The organism is Pseudomonas synxantha (assembly GCF_900105675.1).
Taxonomy (GTDB): Bacteria; Pseudomonadota; Gammaproteobacteria; order Pseudomonadales; family Pseudomonadaceae; genus Aquipseudomonas; species Aquipseudomonas synxantha.
The window spans coordinates 5,322,433-5,344,760 of sequence record NZ_LT629786.1 but is presented as its reverse complement, the minus strand read 5'-3'; the positions used below and the strand labels follow the sequence as shown (position 1 = coordinate 5,344,760).

24 protein-coding genes and 1 pseudogene are annotated in these 22,328 nt (G+C 61.0%); 20 read left to right on the top strand and 5 right to left on the bottom strand.

Annotation, left to right across the window (positions count from 1 at the left end; translation table 11 throughout):
• Nucleotides 1–121: 121 nt before the first annotated feature.
• From BLU48_RS24725 to BLU48_RS24710, 4 genes and pseudogenes are all read left to right on the top strand, one after another.
• Entirely contained in the window at nt 122–793 is a 672-nt protein-coding gene (locus BLU48_RS24725; protein WP_057024445.1) for a hypothetical protein, read from the top strand.
• A gap of 278 nt (nt 794–1,071) precedes the next feature.
• Entirely contained in the window at nt 1,072–2,421 is a 1,350-nt protein-coding gene (gene mpl, locus BLU48_RS24720) for a UDP-N-acetylmuramate:L-alanyl-gamma-D-glutamyl-meso-diaminopimelate ligase (RefSeq protein ID WP_057024446.1), read from the top strand.
• Nucleotides 2,418–3,047, top strand: coding sequence for a flavin prenyltransferase UbiX (gene ubiX / locus BLU48_RS24715; RefSeq protein ID WP_057024447.1), 630 nt, complete (start codon nt 2,418–2,420; stop codon nt 3,045–3,047). The genes mpl and ubiX overlap by 4 nt, the downstream gene beginning before the upstream one ends.
• Nucleotides 3,040–3,323 (top strand): annotated as a pseudogene (locus BLU48_RS24710) (YceK/YidQ family lipoprotein). The gene ubiX and the pseudogene BLU48_RS24710 overlap by 8 nt, the downstream one beginning before the upstream one ends.
• A gap of 134 nt (nt 3,324–3,457) precedes the next feature.
• On the opposite strand, the gene BLU48_RS24705 reads toward BLU48_RS24710, so the two are convergent.
• The 3 genes from BLU48_RS24705 to BLU48_RS24695 all read right to left on the bottom strand — a co-directional run bounded on the left by BLU48_RS24705 (nt 3,458) and on the right by BLU48_RS24695 (nt 6,408).
• A complete protein-coding gene (locus BLU48_RS24705) occupies nt 3,458–4,099 on the bottom strand; it encodes an oxidoreductase (RefSeq protein WP_046069697.1) in 642 nt (213 codons plus the stop codon).
• 29 nt (nt 4,100–4,128) lie between these two features.
• A complete protein-coding gene (locus tag BLU48_RS24700; protein ID WP_057024448.1) occupies nt 4,129–5,847 on the bottom strand; it encodes a C13 family peptidase in 1,719 nt (572 codons plus the stop codon).
• Between the two features lie 105 nt (nt 5,848–5,952).
• Complete coding sequence (locus BLU48_RS24695; RefSeq protein WP_043047997.1) at nt 5,953–6,408, bottom strand: MaoC family dehydratase; 456 nt, start codon at nt 6,406–6,408, stop codon at nt 5,953–5,955.
• 183 nt (nt 6,409–6,591) lie between these two features.
• Here BLU48_RS24695 and BLU48_RS24690 point away from each other — a divergent pair, with 183 nt between their 5' ends.
• The 4 genes from BLU48_RS24690 to BLU48_RS24675 all read left to right on the top strand — a co-directional run bounded on the left by BLU48_RS24690 (nt 6,592) and on the right by BLU48_RS24675 (nt 8,583).
• The gene (locus BLU48_RS24690; RefSeq protein WP_046069694.1) at nt 6,592–6,945 is read left to right on the top strand and encodes a CidA/LrgA family protein; all 354 of its coding nucleotides are present in this window, start codon (nt 6,592–6,594) and stop codon (nt 6,943–6,945) included.
• On the top strand, nt 6,942–7,658 hold the full coding sequence (locus tag BLU48_RS24685; RefSeq protein ID WP_046069693.1) for an LrgB family protein: 717 nt from the start codon (nt 6,942–6,944) through the stop codon (nt 7,656–7,658). Before BLU48_RS24690 ends, BLU48_RS24685 begins: the two co-directional genes overlap by 4 nt.
• Before the next feature lie 21 nt (nt 7,659–7,679).
• Nucleotides 7,680–8,270 (top strand): LON peptidase substrate-binding domain-containing protein, encoded by a 591-nt coding sequence (locus tag BLU48_RS24680; protein WP_057024449.1) that lies wholly within the window; start codon nt 7,680–7,682, stop codon nt 8,268–8,270.
• A gap of 97 nt (nt 8,271–8,367) precedes the next feature.
• The gene (locus BLU48_RS24675; RefSeq protein ID WP_046072587.1) at nt 8,368–8,583 is read left to right on the top strand and encodes a hypothetical protein; all 216 of its coding nucleotides are present in this window, start codon (nt 8,368–8,370) and stop codon (nt 8,581–8,583) included.
• Here the strand turns inward: BLU48_RS24675 and BLU48_RS24670 are convergent.
• On the bottom strand, nt 8,577–9,893 hold the full coding sequence (locus BLU48_RS24670) for a bifunctional DedA family/phosphatase PAP2 family protein (protein WP_057024450.1): 1,317 nt from the start codon (nt 9,891–9,893) through the stop codon (nt 8,577–8,579). The genes BLU48_RS24675 and BLU48_RS24670 overlap by 7 nt on opposite strands.
• A gap of 105 nt (nt 9,894–9,998) precedes the next feature.
• Nucleotides 9,999–10,682: a DNA-3-methyladenine glycosylase gene (locus BLU48_RS24665; RefSeq protein WP_057024451.1), complete on the bottom strand. Its 684-nt coding sequence runs from the start codon at nt 10,680–10,682 to the stop codon at nt 9,999–10,001.
• A gap of 174 nt (nt 10,683–10,856) precedes the next feature.
• On the opposite strand from BLU48_RS24665, the gene BLU48_RS24660 reads away from it, so the two are divergent.
• The 12 genes from BLU48_RS24660 (at nt 10,857) to lipA (ending at nt 22,261) form a co-directional block, all read left to right on the top strand.
• The gene (locus BLU48_RS24660) at nt 10,857–12,122 is read left to right on the top strand and encodes a glutamate-5-semialdehyde dehydrogenase (protein WP_057024452.1); all 1,266 of its coding nucleotides are present in this window, start codon (nt 10,857–10,859) and stop codon (nt 12,120–12,122) included.
• Nucleotides 12,122–12,766: a nicotinate-nucleotide adenylyltransferase gene (gene nadD, locus BLU48_RS24655; RefSeq protein WP_043047989.1), complete on the top strand. Its 645-nt coding sequence runs from the start codon at nt 12,122–12,124 to the stop codon at nt 12,764–12,766. Before BLU48_RS24660 ends, nadD begins: the two co-directional genes overlap by 1 nt.
• Before the next feature lie 66 nt (nt 12,767–12,832).
• Nucleotides 12,833–13,327: a ribosome silencing factor gene (rsfS, locus tag BLU48_RS24650; RefSeq protein ID WP_003176298.1), complete on the top strand. Its 495-nt coding sequence runs from the start codon at nt 12,833–12,835 to the stop codon at nt 13,325–13,327.
• Between the two features lie 9 nt (nt 13,328–13,336).
• The gene (gene rlmH / locus BLU48_RS24645) at nt 13,337–13,804 is read left to right on the top strand and encodes a 23S rRNA (pseudouridine(1915)-N(3))-methyltransferase RlmH (protein WP_003176297.1); all 468 of its coding nucleotides are present in this window, start codon (nt 13,337–13,339) and stop codon (nt 13,802–13,804) included.
• A gap of 15 nt (nt 13,805–13,819) precedes the next feature.
• Nucleotides 13,820–15,718, top strand: coding sequence for a penicillin-binding protein 2 (mrdA, locus tag BLU48_RS24640; protein WP_046069688.1), 1,899 nt, complete (start codon nt 13,820–13,822; stop codon nt 15,716–15,718).
• Between the two features lie 31 nt (nt 15,719–15,749).
• Nucleotides 15,750–16,853, top strand: a complete 1,104-nt coding sequence (gene rodA, locus BLU48_RS24635) for a rod shape-determining protein RodA (RefSeq protein ID WP_043047986.1) — start codon at nt 15,750–15,752, stop codon at nt 16,851–16,853.
• A gap of 17 nt (nt 16,854–16,870) precedes the next feature.
• A complete protein-coding gene (gene mltB / locus BLU48_RS24630) occupies nt 16,871–17,881 on the top strand; it encodes a lytic murein transglycosylase B (protein ID WP_057024453.1) in 1,011 nt (336 codons plus the stop codon).
• Complete coding sequence (locus BLU48_RS24625) at nt 17,881–18,885, top strand: septal ring lytic transglycosylase RlpA family protein (protein WP_057024454.1); 1,005 nt, start codon at nt 17,881–17,883, stop codon at nt 18,883–18,885. The genes mltB and BLU48_RS24625 overlap by 1 nt, the downstream gene beginning before the upstream one ends.
• Nucleotides 18,886–19,067: 182 nt before the next feature.
• Nucleotides 19,068–20,225: a D-alanyl-D-alanine carboxypeptidase family protein gene (locus BLU48_RS24620; protein WP_046069686.1), complete on the top strand. Its 1,158-nt coding sequence runs from the start codon at nt 19,068–19,070 to the stop codon at nt 20,223–20,225.
• A gap of 85 nt (nt 20,226–20,310) precedes the next feature.
• The gene (locus BLU48_RS24615) at nt 20,311–20,586 is read left to right on the top strand and encodes a DUF493 domain-containing protein (RefSeq protein ID WP_034117737.1); all 276 of its coding nucleotides are present in this window, start codon (nt 20,311–20,313) and stop codon (nt 20,584–20,586) included.
• The gene (lipB, locus tag BLU48_RS24610; protein WP_057024455.1) at nt 20,586–21,233 is read left to right on the top strand and encodes a lipoyl(octanoyl) transferase LipB; all 648 of its coding nucleotides are present in this window, start codon (nt 20,586–20,588) and stop codon (nt 21,231–21,233) included. The genes BLU48_RS24615 and lipB overlap by 1 nt, the downstream gene beginning before the upstream one ends.
• A gap of 26 nt (nt 21,234–21,259) precedes the next feature.
• Nucleotides 21,260–22,261: a lipoyl synthase gene (gene lipA / locus BLU48_RS24605; protein ID WP_057444888.1), complete on the top strand. Its 1,002-nt coding sequence runs from the start codon at nt 21,260–21,262 to the stop codon at nt 22,259–22,261.
• Nucleotides 22,262–22,328: the final 67 nt, after the last annotated feature.

Below are 22,328 nucleotides of genomic sequence, written 5' to 3'. Positions count from 1 at the left end.
CCGAACGCTAGATCAAGCGTTCGTTGATTCCAAAGTTGGAAGCTTCGAGGGGCCAGGGCATTCGGTAGGCACCCGACTACCGGGGGAAGCTAGTCAGGGAAGTATTTATCAATCGCCAGCGATGGTCGAATACAAAGCCAAACAGCAAAAAGAATGGCAAGCCCGTAAAGACGCTGAAGCTCGCGACAAGTTATTTGGCCAGCCCACGGCAGGACGAGTCGATGGGCAGGAGGTCGAGCCCTTTTCTGCGGCCAAGCTTGAGAAGAATGCCGATGAACTGGTGAAAGCCAAAGAGACAGCGCTTCCGCCCACGACCAAGACGCTCCTCAAGACCGCTGCCATCACCACAGCAATCAGCGCGCCCTTTAGTACGATGGGATTGTTTATTGCCGGAACTGCTAACGAAGCGCTCAAGCCAATTATCAACCCTCCACCCGCCAATGCCACCGTACAAAGTGTAGAAGAGGGCCGGATCGTCGATCATATTCAAAGCAGTGTATTTAAGATCGTCAATACCTTGGGCGAACTGCGTAATGAGGAGCCTGTTCCTATATCGGTGAAATGGCTGATGCTGGATAACGACACGCGTCTGGATGCGCTTGGAGCCATGCTTGACTTTGCCGAGGGCGAGTTCGCTAAAGAAGCGCGCAAGCACAATATTCCGTTTCAGCCCGCTTTCACGGGGGCTGACGAAGATGATATCAAGCCCCGTGCAATCGCCATGGAGACCCGTATGGCAGTCCTTTCTGCGTTGATGGGCTCGCTGAAATCGAAGATTGCGGGCACCGGCTAAGGTCGGTCATATCAGCAGAGCCCATCGAATGGTGGGCTTTTTGATCTTTCCTGAATTATCAGGGTAAATCTTCCTCGATTTTTTGAGTGTGTTTGTGATTTTCGCCACTCAGCGTACGAATAGGTCACCATTTAATCAGTGCGCGAGTGGCGCTTTATATCCAGCAAGCCCGAGAGCTGGCACCTCCCTGGCAAGCCCTGCATAGCGGGAGCCAAAGCTAAAGAGTGCGACTTTACTCACGTTACGCTAACCTGCCTCGATGTTTTACGAGGTCGACTATGCACATTCATATTCTCGGTATTTGCGGCACTTTCATGGGTTCGATGGCGGTCCTGGCCAAAGAACTGGGCCATCACGTCACCGGCTCTGATGCCAATGTCTACCCGCCCATGAGCACGCAACTCGAGGCGCAGGGTATCGCGTTGACCCAAGGTTATGACCCGGCGCAGTTCGACCCCGTCCCGGACCTGGTGGTGATCGGCAACGCCATGTCCCGCGGCAACCCAGCGGTCGAGTATGTACTGAACAAGGGCTTGCCTTATGTCTCAGGGCCTCAGTGGCTGGCGGACCATGTGTTGCAGGGCCGTTGGGTACTTGCAGTGGCCGGCACCCACGGCAAGACCACCACCAGCAGCATGCTGGCCTGGGTGCTGGAGCATGCGGGCATGAGCCCTGGTTTCCTGATCGGCGGTGTGCCGCAGAATTTTTCGGTCTCAGCGCGGCTGGGTGATACGCCGTTTTTCGTGATTGAGGCGGACGAATACGACAGCGCCTTTTTTGATAAGCGCTCCAAGTTCGTGCATTACCGCCCGCGCACAGCGATCCTGAATAACCTTGAGTTCGATCACGCCGATATCTTTCCCGACCTGCCGGCCATTGAGCGGCAGTTCCATCACTTGGTGCGTACCATCCCGAGTGAAGGCCTGGTTATCCATCCGACTACCGAGCCGGCCTTGCAGCGTGTGATCGACATGGGCTGCTGGACCCCGGTACAGACCACCGGTGCCGGCGGGCAGTGGCAGGCCAGGTTGCTCAGCGAAGATGGTTCGCGCTTTGAAGTGCTGTTCGAAGGCGAAGCTCAAGGCATTGTCGATTGGGGCATGACCGGCCAGCATAATGTGGCCAACGCCTTGGTGACGCTGGCCGCAGCTCGGCATGTAGGCGTAGTGCCAGCCATGGGCATTGCGGCATTGAGCGCATTCAAAAGCGTGAAGCGCCGCATGGAGAAAGTAGCGGACGTGAATGGGATTACCATCTACGACGACTTTGCCCATCACCCAACCGCGATTGCCACCACCCTGGATGGCCTGCGCAAGCGCGTCGGAGGCGCCCAGATCATTGCGATCGTTGAGCCCCGTTCCAACTCAATGAAGCTCGGCGCGCACCGCGATGGCCTGCCGGAAAGCGTCAACGATGCCGACCAGGTGGTGTGGTACGCACCGGCCAACCTTGGCTGGGACCTGCCAGCGATTGCTGCGTTGTGCACCGTGCCGTCGGTGGTGTGCGATTCCCTGGAAGCCATCATTGAACAGGTCAAGCATCACGCCAAGCCGGGCACCCACGTAGTGATCATGAGCAACGGCGGCTTCGGCGGCCTGCATGGCAAATTGGCCGAGGCGCTGAAATGAGCGGCCCGGAACGCATCACCTTGGCGATGACCGGCGCGTCCGGCGCGCCATATGGCTTGCGCTTGCTGGATTGCCTGGTGCGCGAGGACCGGGAGGTGCACTTCCTGATCTCCAAGGCGGCGCAGTTGGTAATGGCTACCGAGACCGATGTCGCACTGCCAGCCAAGGTGCAGACGATGCAGGCGTTCCTCACCGAGTACACCGGCGCAGCGGCAGGGCAGATCAAGGTCTACGGCAAGGAAGACTGGATGTCGCCCGTAGCTTCCGGTTCCGGTGCGCCTGCGGCGATGGTGGTGGTGCCGTGCTCCACCGGCACCCTGTCGGCAATTGCCACGGGGGCTTGCAACAACCTGATCGAACGGGCAGCGGACGTGACCTTGAAGGAGCGCCGCCAATTGATCCTGGTGCCCCGCGAAGCGCCGTATTCAAGCATCCACCTGGAGCACATGCTCAAGTTGTCGAACATGGGCGTGACCATTTTGCCGGCTTCGCCGGGCTTCTATCACCAGCCGCAGACCATTGATGACCTGGTGGACTTCGTGGTGGCGCGCATCCTCAACCTGCTGAACATTCCCCAGGACATGCTGCCGCGCTGGGGCGAGCACCATTTGGGCGGCGATGAATAAAACGCTGCTGCTATTGCTGGCGCTGCAACTGATGGGCTGCCCACGGCGCGCACCCTGGACGCCGCGCAACCTGGCGCGCCGGTGGTGTATGCAGGTACGCGCCTGGATTTGTATGCGATCAATGGCGGCTGTTGCGCCAAGGACCGCTTTGGCGCCGAGGCGCCGCGCTATCCCCATGTCGACCTGCCGGCCAGTGCATTGCTCGACACGCTGTTGTTGCCCTTGTCGGTGTTGACGGTGCTGGGCGTTGGCTTCAACGCCACTGGTGGGCTGTAACGCAAATCCCGCCAGCAACACAAAACAATGTGGGAGGGGGCTTGCCTCCGATAGCGGTAGTCCAGTCAACTATTTGGTGACTGACATACCGTAATCGGGGCAAGCCCCTTCCCACATTGGTTTTGTGTTTACATTTACTTGCCGAGCTTGCGCAGCTCATCCGACTCGACCACCCGCACCCCATCCTGCTCTTCCAGCGCCAGACGCCACATGGCGCGGGCCAGTTCGCAGACTTCGATGCCGTGATACTTGCCTGGGATCAAACGCGACAACGGCCCGGCCAGTTGCTCGGCCAGGCGTGGTTCCAAGCGTTCGCCCAATAGCAGCGAAGGCCGCACGATGGTCAGTTGCGGCCAGTCCTGGGCCTTCAATGCCTGTTCCATTTCGCCCTTGACCCGGTTGTAGAAGATCGAGGATTTCGGGTCGGCGCCAATAGCGCTGATCACGATCAGGTGCCGCGCGCCCAGTTCCCGTGCGCGCTTGGCGAAGGCCACGACCAGATCCAGGTCGACAGCGCGGAAGGCCGCTTCGGAGCCCGCCTGCTTGATGGTAGTGCCCAGGCAGCAGAAGGCGATATCCACCTGGCCGCTCAGTTGCGGCAGGAATACGGCGGGGTCGCCTACGGGGTTTTCCAGGTGCGGGTGCTCAGCCAGCGGCTTGCGACTCGGTGCCAGTACGCGGGTTACGGTAGGTTCGTTGAGCAGGCGGTCGAGCAGGTGCTCGCCAGTCAGCCCGGAGGCCCCGGCCAGCAAGATGTGCTGAGGTGTCAGGTACATGGTGTTTCCCCCTTGTTACACGTTACAGCTTAGTTGCCTTTGGCTTCCTTGCTATTCATTGAGACGCTTTCGAGCGCCTTTCGTGCCTGCTGTTTGCGTAATAATTGCCAGCGGGCGATCACGCCTTTGGGGGCCCAGATCTGCGGTTCGGAGGCTTCGAAGTTGTCCGCCTGTTCGCGTTCGGCCACGTGCAGTTGTGCCAGTTTGAAGGCGTGTTGCAAATCATCCGTCTGGTTAAAAGCTTGTGCGAAAAGGGCATCACCGAAGTAGGTGAAGTCCGCTTCTTCCGAGCAGCCAAACGACACGCGGTCTGCACGGGAGGCGGTCATGATCAGGGTGCGTTCATCCTTGAGTGCCGGTATGAAGCCTCCGGAATAGCATGCTGAGATCACGATAATCTTGTCGCGGTTTTTCAGCGGTGCGAGCACCGCGGCCAGCTCATCGGCGGGCAGGTCGGCCAGTTCCATGCGCGGTTGGTCGAGCACCAGTTCGTGTTCGTGTGTGCCATGGCTGGTCATGTAGATGAAGATCAGGTCTTCCGGCCCGGTACGTTCGGCCAGGGTTTGCACGGCGCGTCGCAGGCTTTCGCGGGTGGCCAGCGGGCGGTCGGTAATATGGTCGCGGTGGTTGACCAGGCGCACCTGCCCGCGTGCGCCGAAGCGTGTGGCGAGCATGTTGCTGACGTAATCGGCTTCGCGCAGGAACACGCTTTGCTTGCCGTCGCCCGCCAATGCCAAGGTGTACAGCTCGACGGCAGGGGTGGACAGCGGCACGGCGGCCAGGGCGTTATCGAGCAAGCGGCCTTGGGCCAGTACGCCGGTTTCCAGTGGGTCGGGCAGCAGCGTGCCATCGGCATCGCGTACGCGCAGGCCATTGACCCAGGTGCCCGCCTGTACGGTGCCGTCGGTGAGGACGAGGGTGCCGCGGCCCTGGTAGTTGTCGCTGTCGAAACCGCCGATATAGAAACTGCCATCGGTGAGATTCAGGCGGCCTTCGCCGGTAAAGCGCCAATCGCTGAACTGGCCGACATAGTGGCTGCCATCCACCCCGATCAACTCACCCTGGCCGCTGAGGGCGCCTTCCTTGAACTGGCCGATCCACACGTCACCGTCGGCGTTTTCGTAGCGGCCTTTACCGTTGAGCTGGTTCTGCTTGAATTGGCCGACATAGATATCGCCCTCGGCGCTGTTGAAGGTGCCATTGCCTTCCAGTTGGCCATCGACGAAGCGGCCACTGAACTGATTGCCGCTGTCGTCATTACGCTGGCCTTCGCCATTGGGCTTGCCGTGGGCGAATTGGCCCTGGTATTGGCTGCCATCGGCCAGCTCGAGGCGGCCGAGGCCTGCGTACTGGTCGTCCTTGAATTCGCCGCGATAGGTCATTTGCCCCTCTTTGAGGGTGCCTTCGCCGTTGCGTCGACCCTTTTTGAAACCTCCGACGTAACTGCTGCCCGCGGTGGTCAGGCTGCCCTGGCCCTCAAACAGGCCCTGCTGGAATTCGCCTTTATAGACTTCGCCATTACTACCATGCCATTCGCCCTTGCCGTGCCACTGCCCTTTGTCGAACTGGCCGGCGTACCAACTGCCATTGGGGTAATCCACGCGGCCCTGGCCTTGCAGCAGTCCGTTGACCACGTCACCCCGGTAGCGGCCGCCATCGGGCAGGCGCGCATCGGGCGGCAACAGCGATTCGCCGTCTCCGCAAGCGGTGAGCAACAGGGCAAAGGCGAGGGGAACGAGTGGGCGCATAGCGGGATCCGGATAATTGAGCGCCGAGTATGCCGCAGCCGCAGGATTCATACATAAATTTACATACACTGTGGCAAGGTTTATCGCCTCACCACAGTCCGGGCCTTATACGAAGCAGAGCGACAACGACTCGGCAATGTAGGCGGGCTTCTCCTGGCCTTCGATTTCCAGGGTGGCGGTGGCCTTGAACAGCCATTGGCCCGGTTTTTTCTCGGTGACATCGGTGAGGGTGACGTTCAGGCGCACCTTGGAATCAACCTTCACCGGCTGGATAAAACGCACGCTGTCCAGGCCGTAGTTGACTGCCATCTTCAGGCCTTCGGGCATGATCAGGATGTCTTCCATCAGCTTGGGCATCAGCGACAGCGACAGGAAACCATGGGCGATGGTGCTGCCGAATGGGGTCTCGGCGGCCTTGACCGGGTCGACGTGGATGAACTGATGATCGCCGGTGGCTTCTGCGAACAGGTTGATACGCGCCTGGTCGATGGTGAGCCATTCGGAACGTCCCAGTTCCTTGCCGACATAATCTTTGAGCTGCGCTACAGGTACATAGGGCATTGCGTCTCTCCTGGGTTCATCGTTTTTATCCGCCCGAGAATGGGGGCTTTTTATGGGTTACAGAGAACCAATGTAGATCATCATGGGCACCCCGCCCGGTCAACCCACCATGCTTTTGGCGAATGCCGGGGCATAGAATGGGCATGCTTATAATGCGGGCGAGCTTTGAAGGGGAGAGAGCGAATGCTGTTACGTGGCCTGACCTGGCTGGTGCTGTTCCAACTGATCGGCACGGCGATCAATCATTTACTGTTGCCAGTGCTGCCGGGGCCGATTGTGGGCCTGTTGCTGATGCTGGGTTTCCTGGTCTGGCGCGGTGAAGTCGGCGAGCCCCTGAGCCTGGCGGCCAGCAGCCTGTTGCGTTATCTGCCGCTGCTGCTGGTGCCCCCGGCCGTGGGCGTGATGGTATATGCCAAGGACATCGCCGCCGACTTCTGGGCCATCGTCGGTGCGCTGGTATTGTCGCTGGTGATCGCCATGGGCTTTATCGGCGTATTGATGCAGCAAATGGTCAAGCGCAAGGAGCGAGGGCAGTGATCTTTGACTGGCAGGGTGCCTGGACGGCCGTCATTCACCACCCGCTGTTCGGCATCGGCATCACCCTGGGCGCCTATCAACTGGTGCTGGCGGGGTTCGAGAAAACCCGCTGGGTCTTCCTGCAGCCGGTGCTGGTGTCCATGCTGCTGGTGATCGGCGTGCTGCTCACCTGTGGCCTGAGCTATGCCGAATACCGCAAGAGCACCGAGATCATGGGCATCCTGCTCGGGCCTGCAACAGTGGCCCTGGCGGTGCCGCTTTATCTCAACCTGCGACGGATTCGCCAATTGTTCTGGCCGATTTTTACTACGCTGGTGATAGGTGGGGTGTTGGCCACAGGTTTGTGTGTGTGGCTGGGGTGGTGGTTCGGAGCCGAACATATGGTGCTGATGACCATGGCGCCCAAGTCGGTGACGTCGCCGATCGCCATGCTGGTCGCCGAGCAGATTGGTGGCGTTGCGGCCTTGGCGGCGGTGTTTGTGCTGATCACCGGGGTGGTCGGCGCGATGATCGGCCCGGCGTACCTGACGCGCCTGGGTGTACACAGCCCCGAAGCGCGCGGCATGGCGTTGGGCATGACTGCCCACGCCGTCGGCACCTCGGTGGCCCTGCAGGAAAGCGAAGAGTGTGGCGCCTTCGCGGCGCTGGCGATGAGCCTGATGGGCGTGGCCACGGCAGTGTTCCTGCCGCTGGCAGTGTCGGTAATTGTTTAACCCAGGTTTAAGGAAACCTTTATGAGTCTGGCGCTGTTCCCGCTCAACACCGTGCTGTTCCCTGGCTGCACCCTCGACTTGCAACTGTTCGAGGCGCGCTATCTGGACATGATCAGCCGCTGCATGAAAAAGGGCGAAAGCTTCGGCGTGGTGTGCATCCTCGACGGCAAGGAAGTCGGCATGGCGCCGGAGGGCTACGCGTTGATTGGCTGTGAAGCGCTGATCCGCGACTTCAAACAGCAGGACAACGGCCTGCTGGGGATTCGTGTCGAAGGCGGTCGGCGTTTCCGTGTGCGTGATGCCGGCGTGCAGAAAGACCAACTGCTGGTGGCCGACGTGCAATGGATGGAAGAGCTGCCGGACCGGCCGCTTGAAGAAGAGGACGCCGACCTGCTTGCGTTGCTCCAGGCCCTGGCCGAGCACCCGATGGTCGCCTCTTTGGACATGGGCGGCCAAGCCGAGGGGCAGCAAGCTCTGGGCAATCAGCTGGCTTATCTATTGCCGTTCACCGAGGCCGACAAGGTCGACCTGCTGCAACTCGACGACCCGCAGCAACGCCTGGATGCGATTCAAATGTTGCTGGATGAACTCCAGGGCGAACTGTTCACCTGATTCAGATTTATCTGACGGAGCTTTCAGAGTTTGCTCGGCCATCTCAGCTGCGCCGCCTGCAATATTTTCCGATCACATTAATTGATCGGGGATGACCATGATTCGTCTGACACCATCGGAGCAAGTTGCCTGGGACGCGTACTTTGTCAGCGTGACCACACAATTGCTCCAGCAGGATGCAACGCGGGGCCCGGAGTACATCGCCGAGCGCGCCGCTGAAATTGCCGATGAGATGCTACTGGAGCGGCGCGAACGTTGTGTTGAGCGCCGCAGCGCTTCGGTGGACTGGATCGGCCCGGCCAAGGGTCAATAGGCGTACCTGAGCAGTGCGTGGGGCGTGCCGGTAAAAGCGATAAAGCCGAGTACGGCCACCACGGCCGGCAACACCAGCCACCAGGCTTTTTGCGACATCGCAGGCAATGGGCTGCGGTGTTCGCTGACGGTGAGGCTGAACGCGCATACGGTCATCGCCAGCAACGTGCCGGCCAGGATATCCGTGGGCCAATGGGCGCCCAGGTAAACCCGCGACAGGGCAATGAAGGCCGCGGGAATACAACCCAGCAACATCCAGGTCAGGCGTAGACGTGTGGGTTGGCCACGGCCGGCCAGCACCGCAAGCGCCAGGAAGAATGCAAAGGCGCCGGAGGCATGGCCGCTGGGCATGCTGAAGCTGGTCAACGGGTCTGTGAGGATTTCCGGGCGCCCACGGGCGAAAAACAGCTTGGTGCCGGTGTTGATCACGGCCGCACCGGCGAGCGTGGCGCCGACAAACAGCGCGTGGCGCCATTGCCGTGCCAGTATCAGCAAGCCGGTGAACACCGCGCTGGCGACAAACATCTTCTTGAACTCACCCAGTTGGGTGACCCGCACCATGACCTCGTCCAGCCAAGGGCTGCGATGCTCCTGCACCAGTGCGCTCAGACCCTGATCGAAGTCGTTGAGGTGGGGGTAGCCGATAAACAGCGCAATCAACAAGACCAGGCTGGCGCAACCGATCCACAAGGTGGCGCGACGATGGCCGCGCCAGCTGCTGTTCAAGCTCAGCCCCAGCAGGACCGCCAGGCAGGCCGCGATAACCGCCGCTTCCGGCCAGAAACCCTCAGGCAGAGGCAGGCGGAACGCGGCGCCAGCGGCCCAGCCCGGCATCAGGTAAGCCACCGACCAGCCCGCTGCGGCAAGGATGCTCACGGCAGCGAAGCGCGGGAAGGGCATGTCGCACATGCCGGCGACCATTGGCAGCATAGGGCGCAACGGGCCGATGAAACGTCCGACCAATAGGCTGGCGATTCCGTATTTGTGAAAATAGGTTTCCGCGCCGTTCATCCACTCAGGATGGTGACGAAGGCCGGGCAGGCGCCGGATGTTCTGGTGGAAATGTCGTCCCAGGTAGTAGGAAACCCCATCGCCCAACAAGCCGCCGAGAAAGCCCAGCAAAAGCGTTTCACTTAAGGACAGCGCGCCGCTGCCGGCCAGCGCGGCAATCGCGAATAGCAATACCGTGCCCGGCACGATCAGCCCGGCGATGGCCAGGCACTCCACGCACGCGACAATAAACACCGCCGCTGCCAGCCATTGCGGGTTCAGGGTCAGCCAGCCGGTAATGCTATCGAGCCATTGGCCCATACAATCCACTCCATCTCTGTAATGCATATGCTGAAACGCTGATGATCAACTGTGGGAGGGAGCAAGCCCCCTCCCACATTGGATGTGTTGCGTGGGTCCACCTGTTCAAATCAAGAAATAATCGCGGCCTTCGACCTGCCCCCGGCGCAGCGGGTTCCGCGTGCAATAAGGCGCATAGCCAGCATCTACGAAGCGGTACATCAGGTGTTCATCGCGCCCGCTGGGGATGCCCAGCCGCGTGGTCTGGATAATCTGCGTAGGCACCTGGCCAACATCCTCGACATACAACAGCTCCTGGTCAAAGCGCTTGGCGTCCCACATCGCCACCTTCAGGCCCAGCGCCTTGCACAGCAAGGTCTGGCCGGCACAGAGTTTTTGCGTCGGGCGAGGGCTGCCATCGGCGTTCGGGTTGTTCAGCAGCATCTGGGCCAGGCTGGCCGGGCCGGAGATTTCATCGACCCATGGGTAGGCTGATTTGATCAGTACGGCATTGCCCGGGCCATGGGCGCTGAAGTTCAGCGAATCGCCGCCGCGGGCGTAGTACATATAGATATGGCCACCGTCCAGAAACAAAGCCTTACGCTTTTCTGTGTAGCCGAGGGAGGAGTGGCTGCCTTTTTCGGCCACGTAATAGGCTTCGGTTTCAATAATTCGCGCCGAAAGCCAGATATCACCGACGCGATGGCGAATGACTTTGCCGAGTAATTCTCGCGCAAGCAGTTGCGCATCGCGGTCGAAGAAGCAGTTGGGCAGGGCGCTGGGGGGGAGCAGAGGGGTAAAACCGGACATGGCGTTCAGGGTTATTACGGCTAAATGTGACCGAATAATAACAACTCCCAGCTTAATTACGCCTGAACCGCAGGTTTTTACAGTTCATTTCGACCATCCGCCCCTCACCGCTGTCAGTCGTGCTGCGTCACAGCTATAATCTGCCGCTTTCCTCTTTGCCAAGACTCCCTGACCATGACTGAGTCCGTTCTTGACTACATGACCCGCCTGGGTCGCGCTGCCCGTCAGGCTTCGCGGTTGATCGCCCGTGCGAGCACTGCCCAGAAGAACCGTGCGCTGCTGGCGGCTGCCGATGCTCTGGATGCCTCGCGCTCCGAGTTGACCGCCGCCAACGAGCTGGACCTGGCCAACGGCCGTGCCAATGGCCTGGAACCGGCCCTGCTGGATCGCTTGGCGCTGACCCCGGCACGTATCGACGACATGATCGAAGGCCTGCGTCAGGTGGCCAAGCTGCCTGACCCCATCGGTGAAATCCGCGATATGCGCTACCTGCCATCCGGTATCCAGGTCGGCAAGATGCGCGTGCCCCTGGGCGTGATCGGCATCATCTATGAGTCGCGTCCAAACGTGACCATCGACGCCGCGAGCCTGTGCCTCAAGTCCGGCAACGCTACCATCCTGCGTGGCGGTTCCGAGGCGATCAATTCCAACCGCGCCATCGCCGCCTGCATCCAGCAAGGCCTGGCCGTGGCCGAATTGCCGGCCGAAGTGGTGCAAGTGGTGGAAACCACCGACCGCGCCGCCGTTGGTGCGCTGATCACCATGCCGGAATTCGTCGACGTGATCGTTCCCCGGGGTGGCAAGAGCCTGATCGAGCGCGTCAGCCGCGATGCCAAGGTGCCGGTGATCAAGCATCTGGACGGTGTGTGCCACGTCTATATCGACATCGCCGCCGACCTCGACAAGGCGATTCGCATCGCCGACAACGCCAAGACCCACCGCTATGCTCCGTGCAACACCATGGAAACCCTGCTGGTGCACGCCGGCATTGCCGAGCGCGTGCTGCCGCCGCTGGCTGCCATCTACCGCGACAAGGGCGTGGAGCTGCGCGGTTGCGAGCGTACCCGGGCGTTGCTCGGCGCGGACGTGATCGAGGCGAGCGAGCAGGACTGGTACACCGAGTACACGGCGCCGATCCTGTCGATCCGTATCGTCGATGACCTGGACCAGGCCATCGAACACATCAACAAATACGGCTCCAAGCACACCGACGCTATCGTTTCCGAGCACTTCAGCGATGCCCGGCGTTTCCTCAACGAAGTGGATTCCGCTTCGGTGATGGTCAACGCCTCGACGCGGTTTGCCGACGGTTTCGAGTACGGCCTGGGGGCGGAGATCGGTATCTCCACCGACAAGCTCCACGCGCGCGGCCCGGTTGGCCTCGAAGGCTTGACCAGCGAGAAGTACGTGGTGTTCGGTGACGGTCACGTGCGCAGTTGATGGCTAAACGCATCGGGCTGCTCGGTGGTACTTTCGACCCCGTGCACATCGGCCACCTGCGCAGTGCCCTGGAAGTCGCGGATGCCCTTGCGCTGGACGAGGTGCGGCTGCTGCCCAATTTCCGGCCGCCGCATCGTGATACGCCGCAAGTGTCGGCGCAACAGCGCCTGGAAATGGTGCGCCTTGCGGTAGAGGGCATAGCGCCGCTGGTGGTGGACGATCGCGAACTCAAGCGCGATAAACCGTCCTACACTGTCGACACCCTGGAATTGATGCGCGCCGAGTTGGCCGCGGATGACCAGTTATTTCTGCTTTTGGGCTGGGACGCATTTTGCGGCCTGCCCTCTTGGCACCGCTGGGAGGAACTCCTCCAGCATTGCCACATCCTGGTTTTGCAACGCCCGGATGCCGACAGCGAACCGCCGGATGCCTTGCGCAACCTGCTGGCCGCGCGGTCGGTAAGTGACCCCTTGGCCCTGACCGGGCCGAACGGGAATATTGCATTCGTCTGGCAGACCCCGCTTGCGGTGTCCGCCACCCAGATCCGTCAACTGCTGGCCAGCGGGAAGTCGGTACGTTTCCTGGTGCCTGACGCGGTCCTGGCCTACATCGATGCGCACGGGCTTTACCGTGCGTCGAACTGAAAAGGCGCGCTTGAACGCACGAGTTGTGCAGCAAGCGCCCGAACATACGAGCAAAACGAGTTTTATATGACGAACAAAGACGTAAGCAAAGTTAAGCGCAAAGGCACCTTCAAAAGCGCGCCGCTGCCGGTTGAAGCCCACGTTGGCCCGGAACTGGCTGGCGAAGAGCTGGTGAAAGTCGCCGTGGCCGCCCTGGAAGACGTTAAAGCCCAGGACATCCAGGTGCTCGACGTACGCGACAAGCAAAGCATCACCGACTTCATGATCATCGCTACCGGTACTTCCAACCGCCAGATCGGCGCGATGCTGGACAAGGTTCGCGAAGCCGTCAAAGCCCAAGGCGTCAAGCCACTGGGTGAAGAAGGCAAGGGCGACAGCGACTGGGTGCTGCTGGACATGGACGACGTGATCGTTCACATGATGACCTCCAACGCCCGCCAGTTCTACGACCTGGAGCGTCTGTGGAAAGGCGCTGAGCAGAGCCGTGCCGCCGATGGCAAGCACCACAGCCCGGAAGTGGGCCACGCGCACTTCGACAAGCTCAACAAAGACCAGGAATAAGGAACGGCTGTGCGCCTGCGTCTGATCGCTGTCGGTTCACGCATGCCCAAGTGGGTGGAAGAAGGCTGGCACGAGTATGCCAAGCGTCTGCCCGCCGAGCTGTCGCTTGAGCTGGTGGAAATACCGCTCAATACCCGGGGCAAGAATGCCGACGTGGCGCGCTTTATCCGTCAGGAAGGCGAAGCCATGCTGGCCAAGGTCGGCCCCAACGAGCGCATCGTCACCCTCGAGGTGCACGGCAAGCCTTGGAGTACCGAGCAGTTGGCGGTGGAATTGGACCGCTGGCGCCTGGATTCGCGCACGGTCAATTTCATGGTGGGTGGCCCGGAAGGGCTGGCGCCGGAAGTCTGCGCCCGCGCTGATCAGCGTTGGTCGCTGTCGGCCCTGACATTGCCGCACCCGTTGGTAAGGATCCTGATCGGTGAACAGCTGTATCGCGCCTGGACAGTCCTGTCCGGGCACCCTTACCACAAATAGTCTGCGCCGCCCCCGATGACCCAGCCGATCCGCATCAAGGACCACGAGAAAGACGCACGTCTGGTACGCGCGCGGGTCGTGTTCGGTGCCATCTTGGTGGTGGCGTTGATGGGCGTGCTGATTGCGCGGCTGTATTTCCTCCAGGTGATCCAGTACGACTATCACTCCACGCTGTCGGAAAACAACCGGGTGCATGTGCAGCCGATTCCACCGACCCGGGGGCTGATCTTCGACCGCAATGGCGTGGTGGTCGCGGATAACCGCCCCAGCTTCAGCCTGAGCATGACCCGCGAGCGTTCCGGCGACTGGCAGCAGGTGCTCGATGTGATCGTCGAGGTACTGCAACTGACGCCGGAAGACCGGGTGATCTTCGAGAAACGCATGAAGCAGGGGCGCCGGCCGTTCGAGCCGGTGCCGATCCTGTTCGAGCTGACCGAAGAGCAGATCGCCCGCATTGCGGTGAACCAGTTCCGCCTGCCAGGGGTGGAAGTGGTGGCGCAGTTGGTGCGGCACTATCCGCAAGGCCCGCACTTTGCCCACTCGGTCGGCTACATGGGGCGGATCAACGAGAAAGAGCTGAAAACCCTCGATCCGGTCAATTACAGCGGCACCCATCATATCGGCAAAACCGGCATCGAGCGTTTCTACGAGCCCGAACTGCACGGCCAGGTGGGTTACGAAGAAGTCGAGACCAATGCCCGTGGCCGTGTATTGCGCGTGCTCAAGCGTACCGACCCGATCCCGGGCAAGGACATCGTGCTGAGCCTGGACATCAAGCTGCAGGAAGCGGCCGAGATGGCCCTGGGTGGCCGGCGTGGTGCGGTCGTGGCCCTGGACCCGAAGACCGGCGAAGTACTGGCGATGGTCAGCCAGCCGAGTTTCGACCCTAACCTGTTCGTCACCGGGATCAGTTTCAAGGCCTATGCCGAGCTGCGCGATTCCATTGACCGGCCGCTGTTCAACCGGGTGCTGCGCGGCCTGTATCCGCCAGGTTCGACCATCAAGCCAGCGGTGGCGATTGCCGGCCTGGATTCCGGCGTGGTCACGGCCTCCAGCCGCGTCTATGACCCCGGCTACTACATGCTGCCCAACTACGACCACAAATACCGTAACTGGAACCGCTCCGGTGACGGCTATGTCGACCTGGACACCGCGATCATGCGCTCCAACGACACCTACTTCTACGACCTGGCCCATAAGCTGGGGATTGATCGCCTGTCTGCCTACATGGGCAAGTTCGGCCTCGGTCAGAAAGTCTCCCTGGACATGTTCGAAGAATCTCCTGGCCTGATGCCGTCGCGTGAGTGGAAGCGTGCGACCCGCCGCCAGGCATGGTTCCCGGGTGAAACCCTGATCCTCGGGATCGGCCAGGGCTATATGCAGGCCACGCCGCTGCAACTGGCCCAGGCCACGGCACTGGTGGCGAACAAGGGCATCTGGAACCGTCCGCACCTGGCCAAGACCATCGAAGGCGAAAAGCCAGTGGATGAAAACCCGATCCCCGACATTGTGCTGCGCGACCCGTCCGACTGGGCCAAGGTCAACCATGGCATGCAGCAAGTGATGCACGGCGCCCGTGGCACCGCACGCAAGGCGGCGGCCGGCGCGCAATACCGCATCGCCGGCAAGAGTGGTACGGCCCAGGTGGTCGCGATCAAGCAGGGCGAGAAATATGACCGCTCCAAGGTTCAGGAGCGCCACCGCGACCACGCTTTGTTTGTCGGCTTTGCCCCGGCCGAGGACCCGAAGATCGTGGTGGCGGTGATGGTCGAGAACGGTGAGTCCGGCTCCGGCGTCGCCGCGCCTGTGGTGCGCCAGATCATGGACGCCTGGCTGCTGGCCGCCGATGGCAAGCTCAAGCCCGAATATGGCGGCCCCCCTTCAAGCCCCGAGGTTACGGCCCGTGAAGAGTAATTTTGACCGCATCCTCTCCAGCGAGGACGTGATGCGTCGCCGTGCGACGTTGCTGCAACGCATGCACATTGATGGGCCGCTGCTGATCCTGCTGCTGACCCTGGCGGCCGGTAGCCTGTTCGTGTTGTATTCGGCCAGCGGCAAGAACTGGGACCTGCTGATCAAGCAAGCGTCCTCGTTCGGCCTGGGCCTGTTGTCGATGGTGGTGATCGCCCAGCTTGAGCCGCGCTTCATGGCACGCTGGGTGCCCCTGGGTTATGTCGCCGGCGTGCTGCTGTTGGTGGTGGTGGATGTCATGGGCCACAACGCCATGGGCGCCACGCGCTGGATCAACATCCCGGGGGTGATCCGCTTCCAACCGTCGGAATTCATGAAGATCCTGATGCCGGCCACCATTGCCTGGTACCTGTCCAAGCGCACCTTGCCGCCACAGCTCAAGCATGTGGGCATCAGCCTGATCCTGATTGGCGTGCCCTTCATTCTTATCGTGCGCCAGCCGGACCTCGGCACTTCGTTGCTGATTCTCGCCGGCGGCGCATTTGTGCTGTTTATGGGCGGCTTGCGCTGGCGCTGGATCCTCAGCGTGCTGGCTGCGGCCATCCCCGTGGCCGTGGCCATGTGGTTCTTCTTTATGCACGACTACCAGAAACAACGGATCCTGACCTTCCTTGACCCGGAGAGCGACCCATTGGGCACCGGCTGGAACATCATCCAGTCCAAGGCGGCCATCGGTTCCGGCGGAGTATTTGGTAAGGGCTGGTTACTGGGCACCCAGTCCCACCTGGACTTCTTGCCCGAGAGTCACACCGACTTCATCATTGCGGTGATGGGCGAAGAGTTCGGCCTGGTAGGCATTTGCGCCTTGTTGCTGATCTATCTGCTGTTGATTGGTCGTGGCCTGGTGATCACTGCCCAGGCACAGACGCTGTTCGGCAAATTGCTTGCCGGCAGCCTGACCATGACTTTTTTTGTTTACGTTTTCGTCAACATCGGTATGGTCAGTGGCCTGTTACCGGTGGTTGGGGTGCCGTTGCCATTCATTAGCTACGGCGGAACTTCGCTGGTGACATTGATGTCAGCGTTTGGGGTTTTGATGTCGATTCATACGCATCGCAAATGGATCGCACAGGTTTGAATAAGGTGAAGATGTCAATGCAACTAATGCGCGGCTGGGCGACTCGGCATGCGACCTGTGTGGGCCTGATTGGGCTCCTGGGCGCAACGCAAGAGGCGCAGGCCGGTGACTACGATGGTTCACCCCAGGTCGCCGAATTTGTCGGTGAGTTGACCCGCGACTACGGTTTTGCCGGTGAGCAACTGATGGGCGTGTTCCGCGAAGCCCAGAAGAAACAGGCGATTCTCGACGCCATTTCCCGTCCCGCCGAACGTGTGAAGCAGTGGAAGGAATATCGCCCGATGTTCCTCACCGACGCCCGCGTAGCCCGTGGCGTCGACTTCTGGCGCCAGCACGAGGCGGTGCTGGCCCGCGCCGAGCAGGAATACGGCGTACCGGCCCAGGTCATCGTCTCGATCATCGGCATTGAAACCTTCTACGGGCGCAATACCGGCAGTTACCGGGTGATCGACGCCTTGTCGACCCTGGGCTTCGATTACCCGCCCCGCGCTGAATTCTTCCGCAAGGAACTGCGTGAATTCCTGTTGCTGGCCCGCGAAGAGCAGGTCGACCCGCTGACCCTCAAGGGCTCCTACGCGGGTGCGATGGGCTTGCCGCAGTTCATGCCGAGCAGCTTTCGCGCCTATGCGGTGGATTTCGACGGTGACGGGCATATCAACATCTGGAGCAACCCCGATGATGCCATTGGCAGCGTAGCCAGCTACTTCAAGCACCACGGCTGGGTAGCCGGTGAGCCGGTGGTGATTCGCGCCGATGTCAGCGGTGAGCGCGCCGATGAGGGCCTGACCCAGGGTATCGAGCCGGTCAAGACCGTCGGGGAGTTGCGAGCGCTGGGCTGGTCGAGTCAGAATGCGCCACGCGATGACATGCCGGTAACGGCATTCCGCCTGGAAGGCGCAAACGGCCCGGAATACTGGATGGGCCTGAAGAATTTCTACGCAATCACGCGTTATAACCGCAGTGTGATGTACGCCATGGCCGTACATCAGCTGTCAGACGAGCTGGTCAAAGCACGGGGCAACAAGTAATGCGGGTATCGCCGTTCAAAAAACCGCTCAAGCTGGTGGCGTTCACCGCGTTGTGCCTGCTGGTCGCCAGTTGCTCCACCAGCCCTAACCGTGCGCCTGCCAAGAAGGCCGGCGGTGCGGTGGTCCGCGCCCAACCGGGCCTGGACATCAACCGCGCGCACAAAGACGGCGCGCCGTGGTGGGATGTGGATGTGTCGAAAATCCCGGATGCCACGCCGACCCTGCACACCGGCCCCTACAAGGCCAACCCCTATACCGTGCTCGGCAAGAATTACTTCCCGTTGCAGGAATCCAAGACCTACGTGCAATCGGGTACCGCGTCCTGGTACGGCACCAAGTTCCATGGCCAGAACACCGCCAATGGCGAAGTGTATGACCTGTATGGCATGAGCGCGGCCCACAAGACCCTGCCGCTGCCCAGCTATGTGCGCGTGACCAATTTGGACAACAACCGCACGGTGATCCTGCGCGTCAATGACCGTGGGCCGTTCTATTCGGACCGGATCATCGACTTGTCCTATGCCGCGGCGAAGAAGCTCGGTTATGCCGAAACCGGCACCGCACGGGTGAAAGTCGAAGGTATCGACCCCGCGCAGTACTGGGCCCAGCGCGGCAAGCCGGCGCCGTTGATGCTCAACGAACCGCAGGCTCCGCAACCGCAAGTGACGGCATCGACCGGCAAGATCGAGCAGTGGACGCCGCCGCCGGCGCAGCATGCCCCGGATACCGTGGTGGTACCCCATGCAGCGCCGGGCGCTTCTACTGTGGGCGGGCAATACCTGCAGGTGGGCGCTTTCGCCAACCCGGATGCGGCAGAACTGTTAAGGTCCAAGCTCAGCGGCATGGTCAGCGCGCCAGTCTTCATCAGCTCCATCGTGCGTAACCAGCAAACCTTGCACCGTGTACGCATGGGCCCGATCGGCTCGCCGAGCGAGGTAGCCAAAGTGCAGAACAGCGTACGCCTGGCTAACCTGGGGCAACCCAGCGTGGTCACCGCAGAATAAGCAGTAATGGATTGATGGCTCAGGCGCGCATGCGCGCTCGAGCCCAGGTTGTTGGCTCGTGAACAATAAAAACCCAGGGGCAAGGGGTGAGCGGGCAACCGAATACGTGACAGCCTGGAAGCGGGCTGTCTGAATAGTTTTGCCCGCGAGGGCAAGTTTCCATAAGCAATTTCGAGAGACGGATGAACATCACCACCTTAGCCAAACGCACGTGCCTGCTTATCTCGCTGATCATCACCCCGGCCGCCTGGGCGGTTGAAATGGTGCCGGCCTCCCCGCAACTGGCCGCCAAGTCCTGGGTCCTCATGGATGCCGCCAGTGGCAACGTGCTGGTCGAGAGCAATGGTGACCAGCGCCTGCCGCCGGCGAGCCTGACCAAGCTGATGACTGCCTACATCGCGACCCTGGAAATCCGTCGCGGCCAGATCGGCGAAAACGATCCGGTCACCGTCAGCGAAAACGCCTGGCGCACCGGCGGTTCGCGGATGTTCATCAAGGTGGGTTCGCAAGTCACCGTGAGCGACCTGTTGCACGGCATCATCATCCAGTCCGGTAACGACGCCAGCGTCGCCCTGGCCGAGCATATCGCCGGCAGCGAAGACGCCTTTGCCGACATGATGAACAAGACGGCCGGCGACCTGGGCATGACCAACAGCCACTTCATGAACCCGACGGGCCTGCCGAACCCTGAGCACTACTCGTCGGCTCACGATATGGCGCTGCTGGCGCGCGCAATCATCCGTGTCGACCCGGTGCACTATGCGATCTACTCCCAGAAGGAATTCTTCTGGAACAACATCAAGCAGCCTAACCGCAACCTGTTGCTGTGGCGCGACAAGACCGTCGACGGCCTGAAAACTGGCCATACCGACGAAGCCGGCTACTGCATGGTGTCGTCCGCCGTACGTGATGGCCAGCGCCTGATCGCCGTGGTATTTGGCACCAACAGCGAGCAGGCCCGTGCGGCCGAGACGCAGAAACTGCTGACCTACGGCTTCCGCTTCTTCGAAACCCAGACCTTCTACCAGAAGGGTGCTGAGCTTGCGACCGCGCCGGTCTGGAAAGGTGCGACCTCCCAAGTCAAGGCCGGCCTGGCCGACGACTTGACCTTGACCATGCCTAAGGGCCAGCTGAAAAAGCTCGCTGCCAGCATGACCCTGAACCCGCAATTGGTTGCGCCAATCGCCAAGGGCGACGTGATCGGTAAAGTCGAAGTCAAGCTGGAAGACAAGGTGGTGCACAGCGCCGACCTGATCGCGCTGGACGCGGTCGACGAAGGTGGTATCTTCCGCCGCGTATGGGATAGCATCCGTCTATTCTTCTACGGCTTGTTCAACTGATTGTGTGCACCTGCAAAGCCCCGCGTTGATCCGACGCGGGGCTTTGCCCGTCGCCACGGCTTACCGCTTACGAGGCCGTTACGCCATGACCGATAAAGAAGTAAAGGCGCCAAAGATCGAATTCCCGGTGACGGATTATCCCGTCAAGGTGATCAGCGATACCGGCGTGGGCCGCAAGGACAAGATTCTCGAGATCGTCAGGAAGCATGCGACGATCAACGACAACCGCGTGGACGAGCGTCAAAGCTCCACCGGCAAGTACACCACGATCCAGTTGCACATCGTTGCCACCGATCAAGACCAGCTCTACAACATCAACAGCGAACTGCGGGCCACCGGCTTCGTGCACATGGTGCTGTGATGTCAGAAGTCCTGGGCTTTCGCGAGCTCGGCCGGATGGCCTACGAGCCGGTCTGGCATGCCATGCAGCGCTTTACCAACGAGCGCGGCACCTCGGTACCGGATGAAATCTGGCTGGTGGAACATCCACCGGTATTCACCCAGGGCCAGGCCGGCAAGGCAGAGCATCTGCTACTTCCGGGTGATATTCCGGTGGTGCAGGTCGACCGAGGGGGTCAAGTGACTTACCATGGGCCCGGTCAGCTTGTCGCTTATCTATTGCTGGACGTGCGCAAGCTGGGGTTTGGCGTGCGCGACCTGGTCAGCCGCATGGAGGCTTGCCTGATCGAGCTGTTGGCCAGTTATGGCGTGAGCGCCGCAGCCAAGCCCGATGCCCCCGGTGTGTATGTGGATGGCGCGAAGATCGCCTCCCTGGGCTTGCGGATTCGCCATGGTTGTTCCTTTCATGGCCTGGCCCTGAACGTGGACATGGACCTGGCGCCGTTCCAGCGCATCAACCCGTGCGGTTACGCCGGGCTGGCGATGACACAGCTGAGTGACCACGCCACACCGATTAAATTTGCCGAGGTTAGTGCCCGGCTGCGTGCGCAGCTCGTCAAACACCTCGACTATGCTGAGCAGACGACCCTCACGGGCGGAATCGACTGATTATGACTACTGATGCAGTGCAAACCATGATCCCGACGCTGGACATCACCGAGCGTCCAGCCCCGGCCCCGCGTGCCAAGGTGGAAGCCGGCGTCAAGCTGCGCGGCGCCGAGAAGGTTGCACGCATCCCGGTCAAGATCATCCCGACCACCGAACTGCCGAAGAAACCTGACTGGATCCGCGTGCGCATCCCGGTATCGCCGGAAGTCGACCGTATCAAGGCGCTGCTGCGCAAGCACAAGCTGCACAGCGTGTGCGAAGAAGCGTCCTGCCCGAACCTGGGCGAATGCTTCTCCGGCGGCACCGCCACCTTCATGATCATGGGCGACATCTGCACCCGTCGTTGCCCGTTCTGCGACGTCGGCCACGGCCGTCCGAAGCCTCTGGACGTCAACGAACCGGAAAGCCTGGCCATCGCCATCGCTGACCTGAAACTCAAGTATGTGGTGATCACCTCGGTTGACCGTGACGACCTGCGTGACGGCGGTGCCCAGCACTTTGCCGACTGCATCCGCGAAATCCGCAAGCTGTCGCCGAACGTGATGCTCGAAACCCTGGTGCCGGACTACCGTGGGCGTATGGACGTCGCGCTGGAAATCACCGCCGCCGAGCCGCCGGATGTGTTCAATCACAACCTGGAAACCGTGCCGCGCCTGTACAAGGCTGCGCGTCCGGGTTCGGACTACCAGTGGTCGCTGACCCTGCTGCAGAAATTCAAGCAGATGATGCCGCACATCCCGACCAAGTCCGGCTTGATGCTCGGCCTGGGCGAAACCGATGAAGAAGTGATCGAAGTCATGAAGCGCATGCGCGAGCACGACATCGACATGCTGACCCTGGGCCAGTACCTGCAACCGTCCCGCAGCCACTTGCCAGTGCAGCGTTTCGTGCACCCGGACACCTTCGCCTGGTTCGCTGAGGAAGGTTACAAGATGGGCTTCAAGAACGTCGCGTCCGGCCCGTTGGTGCGTTCTTCGTACCATGCCGATGAGCAGGCCAAGCTGGTCAAGGCAAGCTTGGTTTCCTAAGTCCAATGTGGGAGGGGGCTTGCTCCCGATTGCGGTGTATCAGTCACTCATGTATTGACTGTCACAC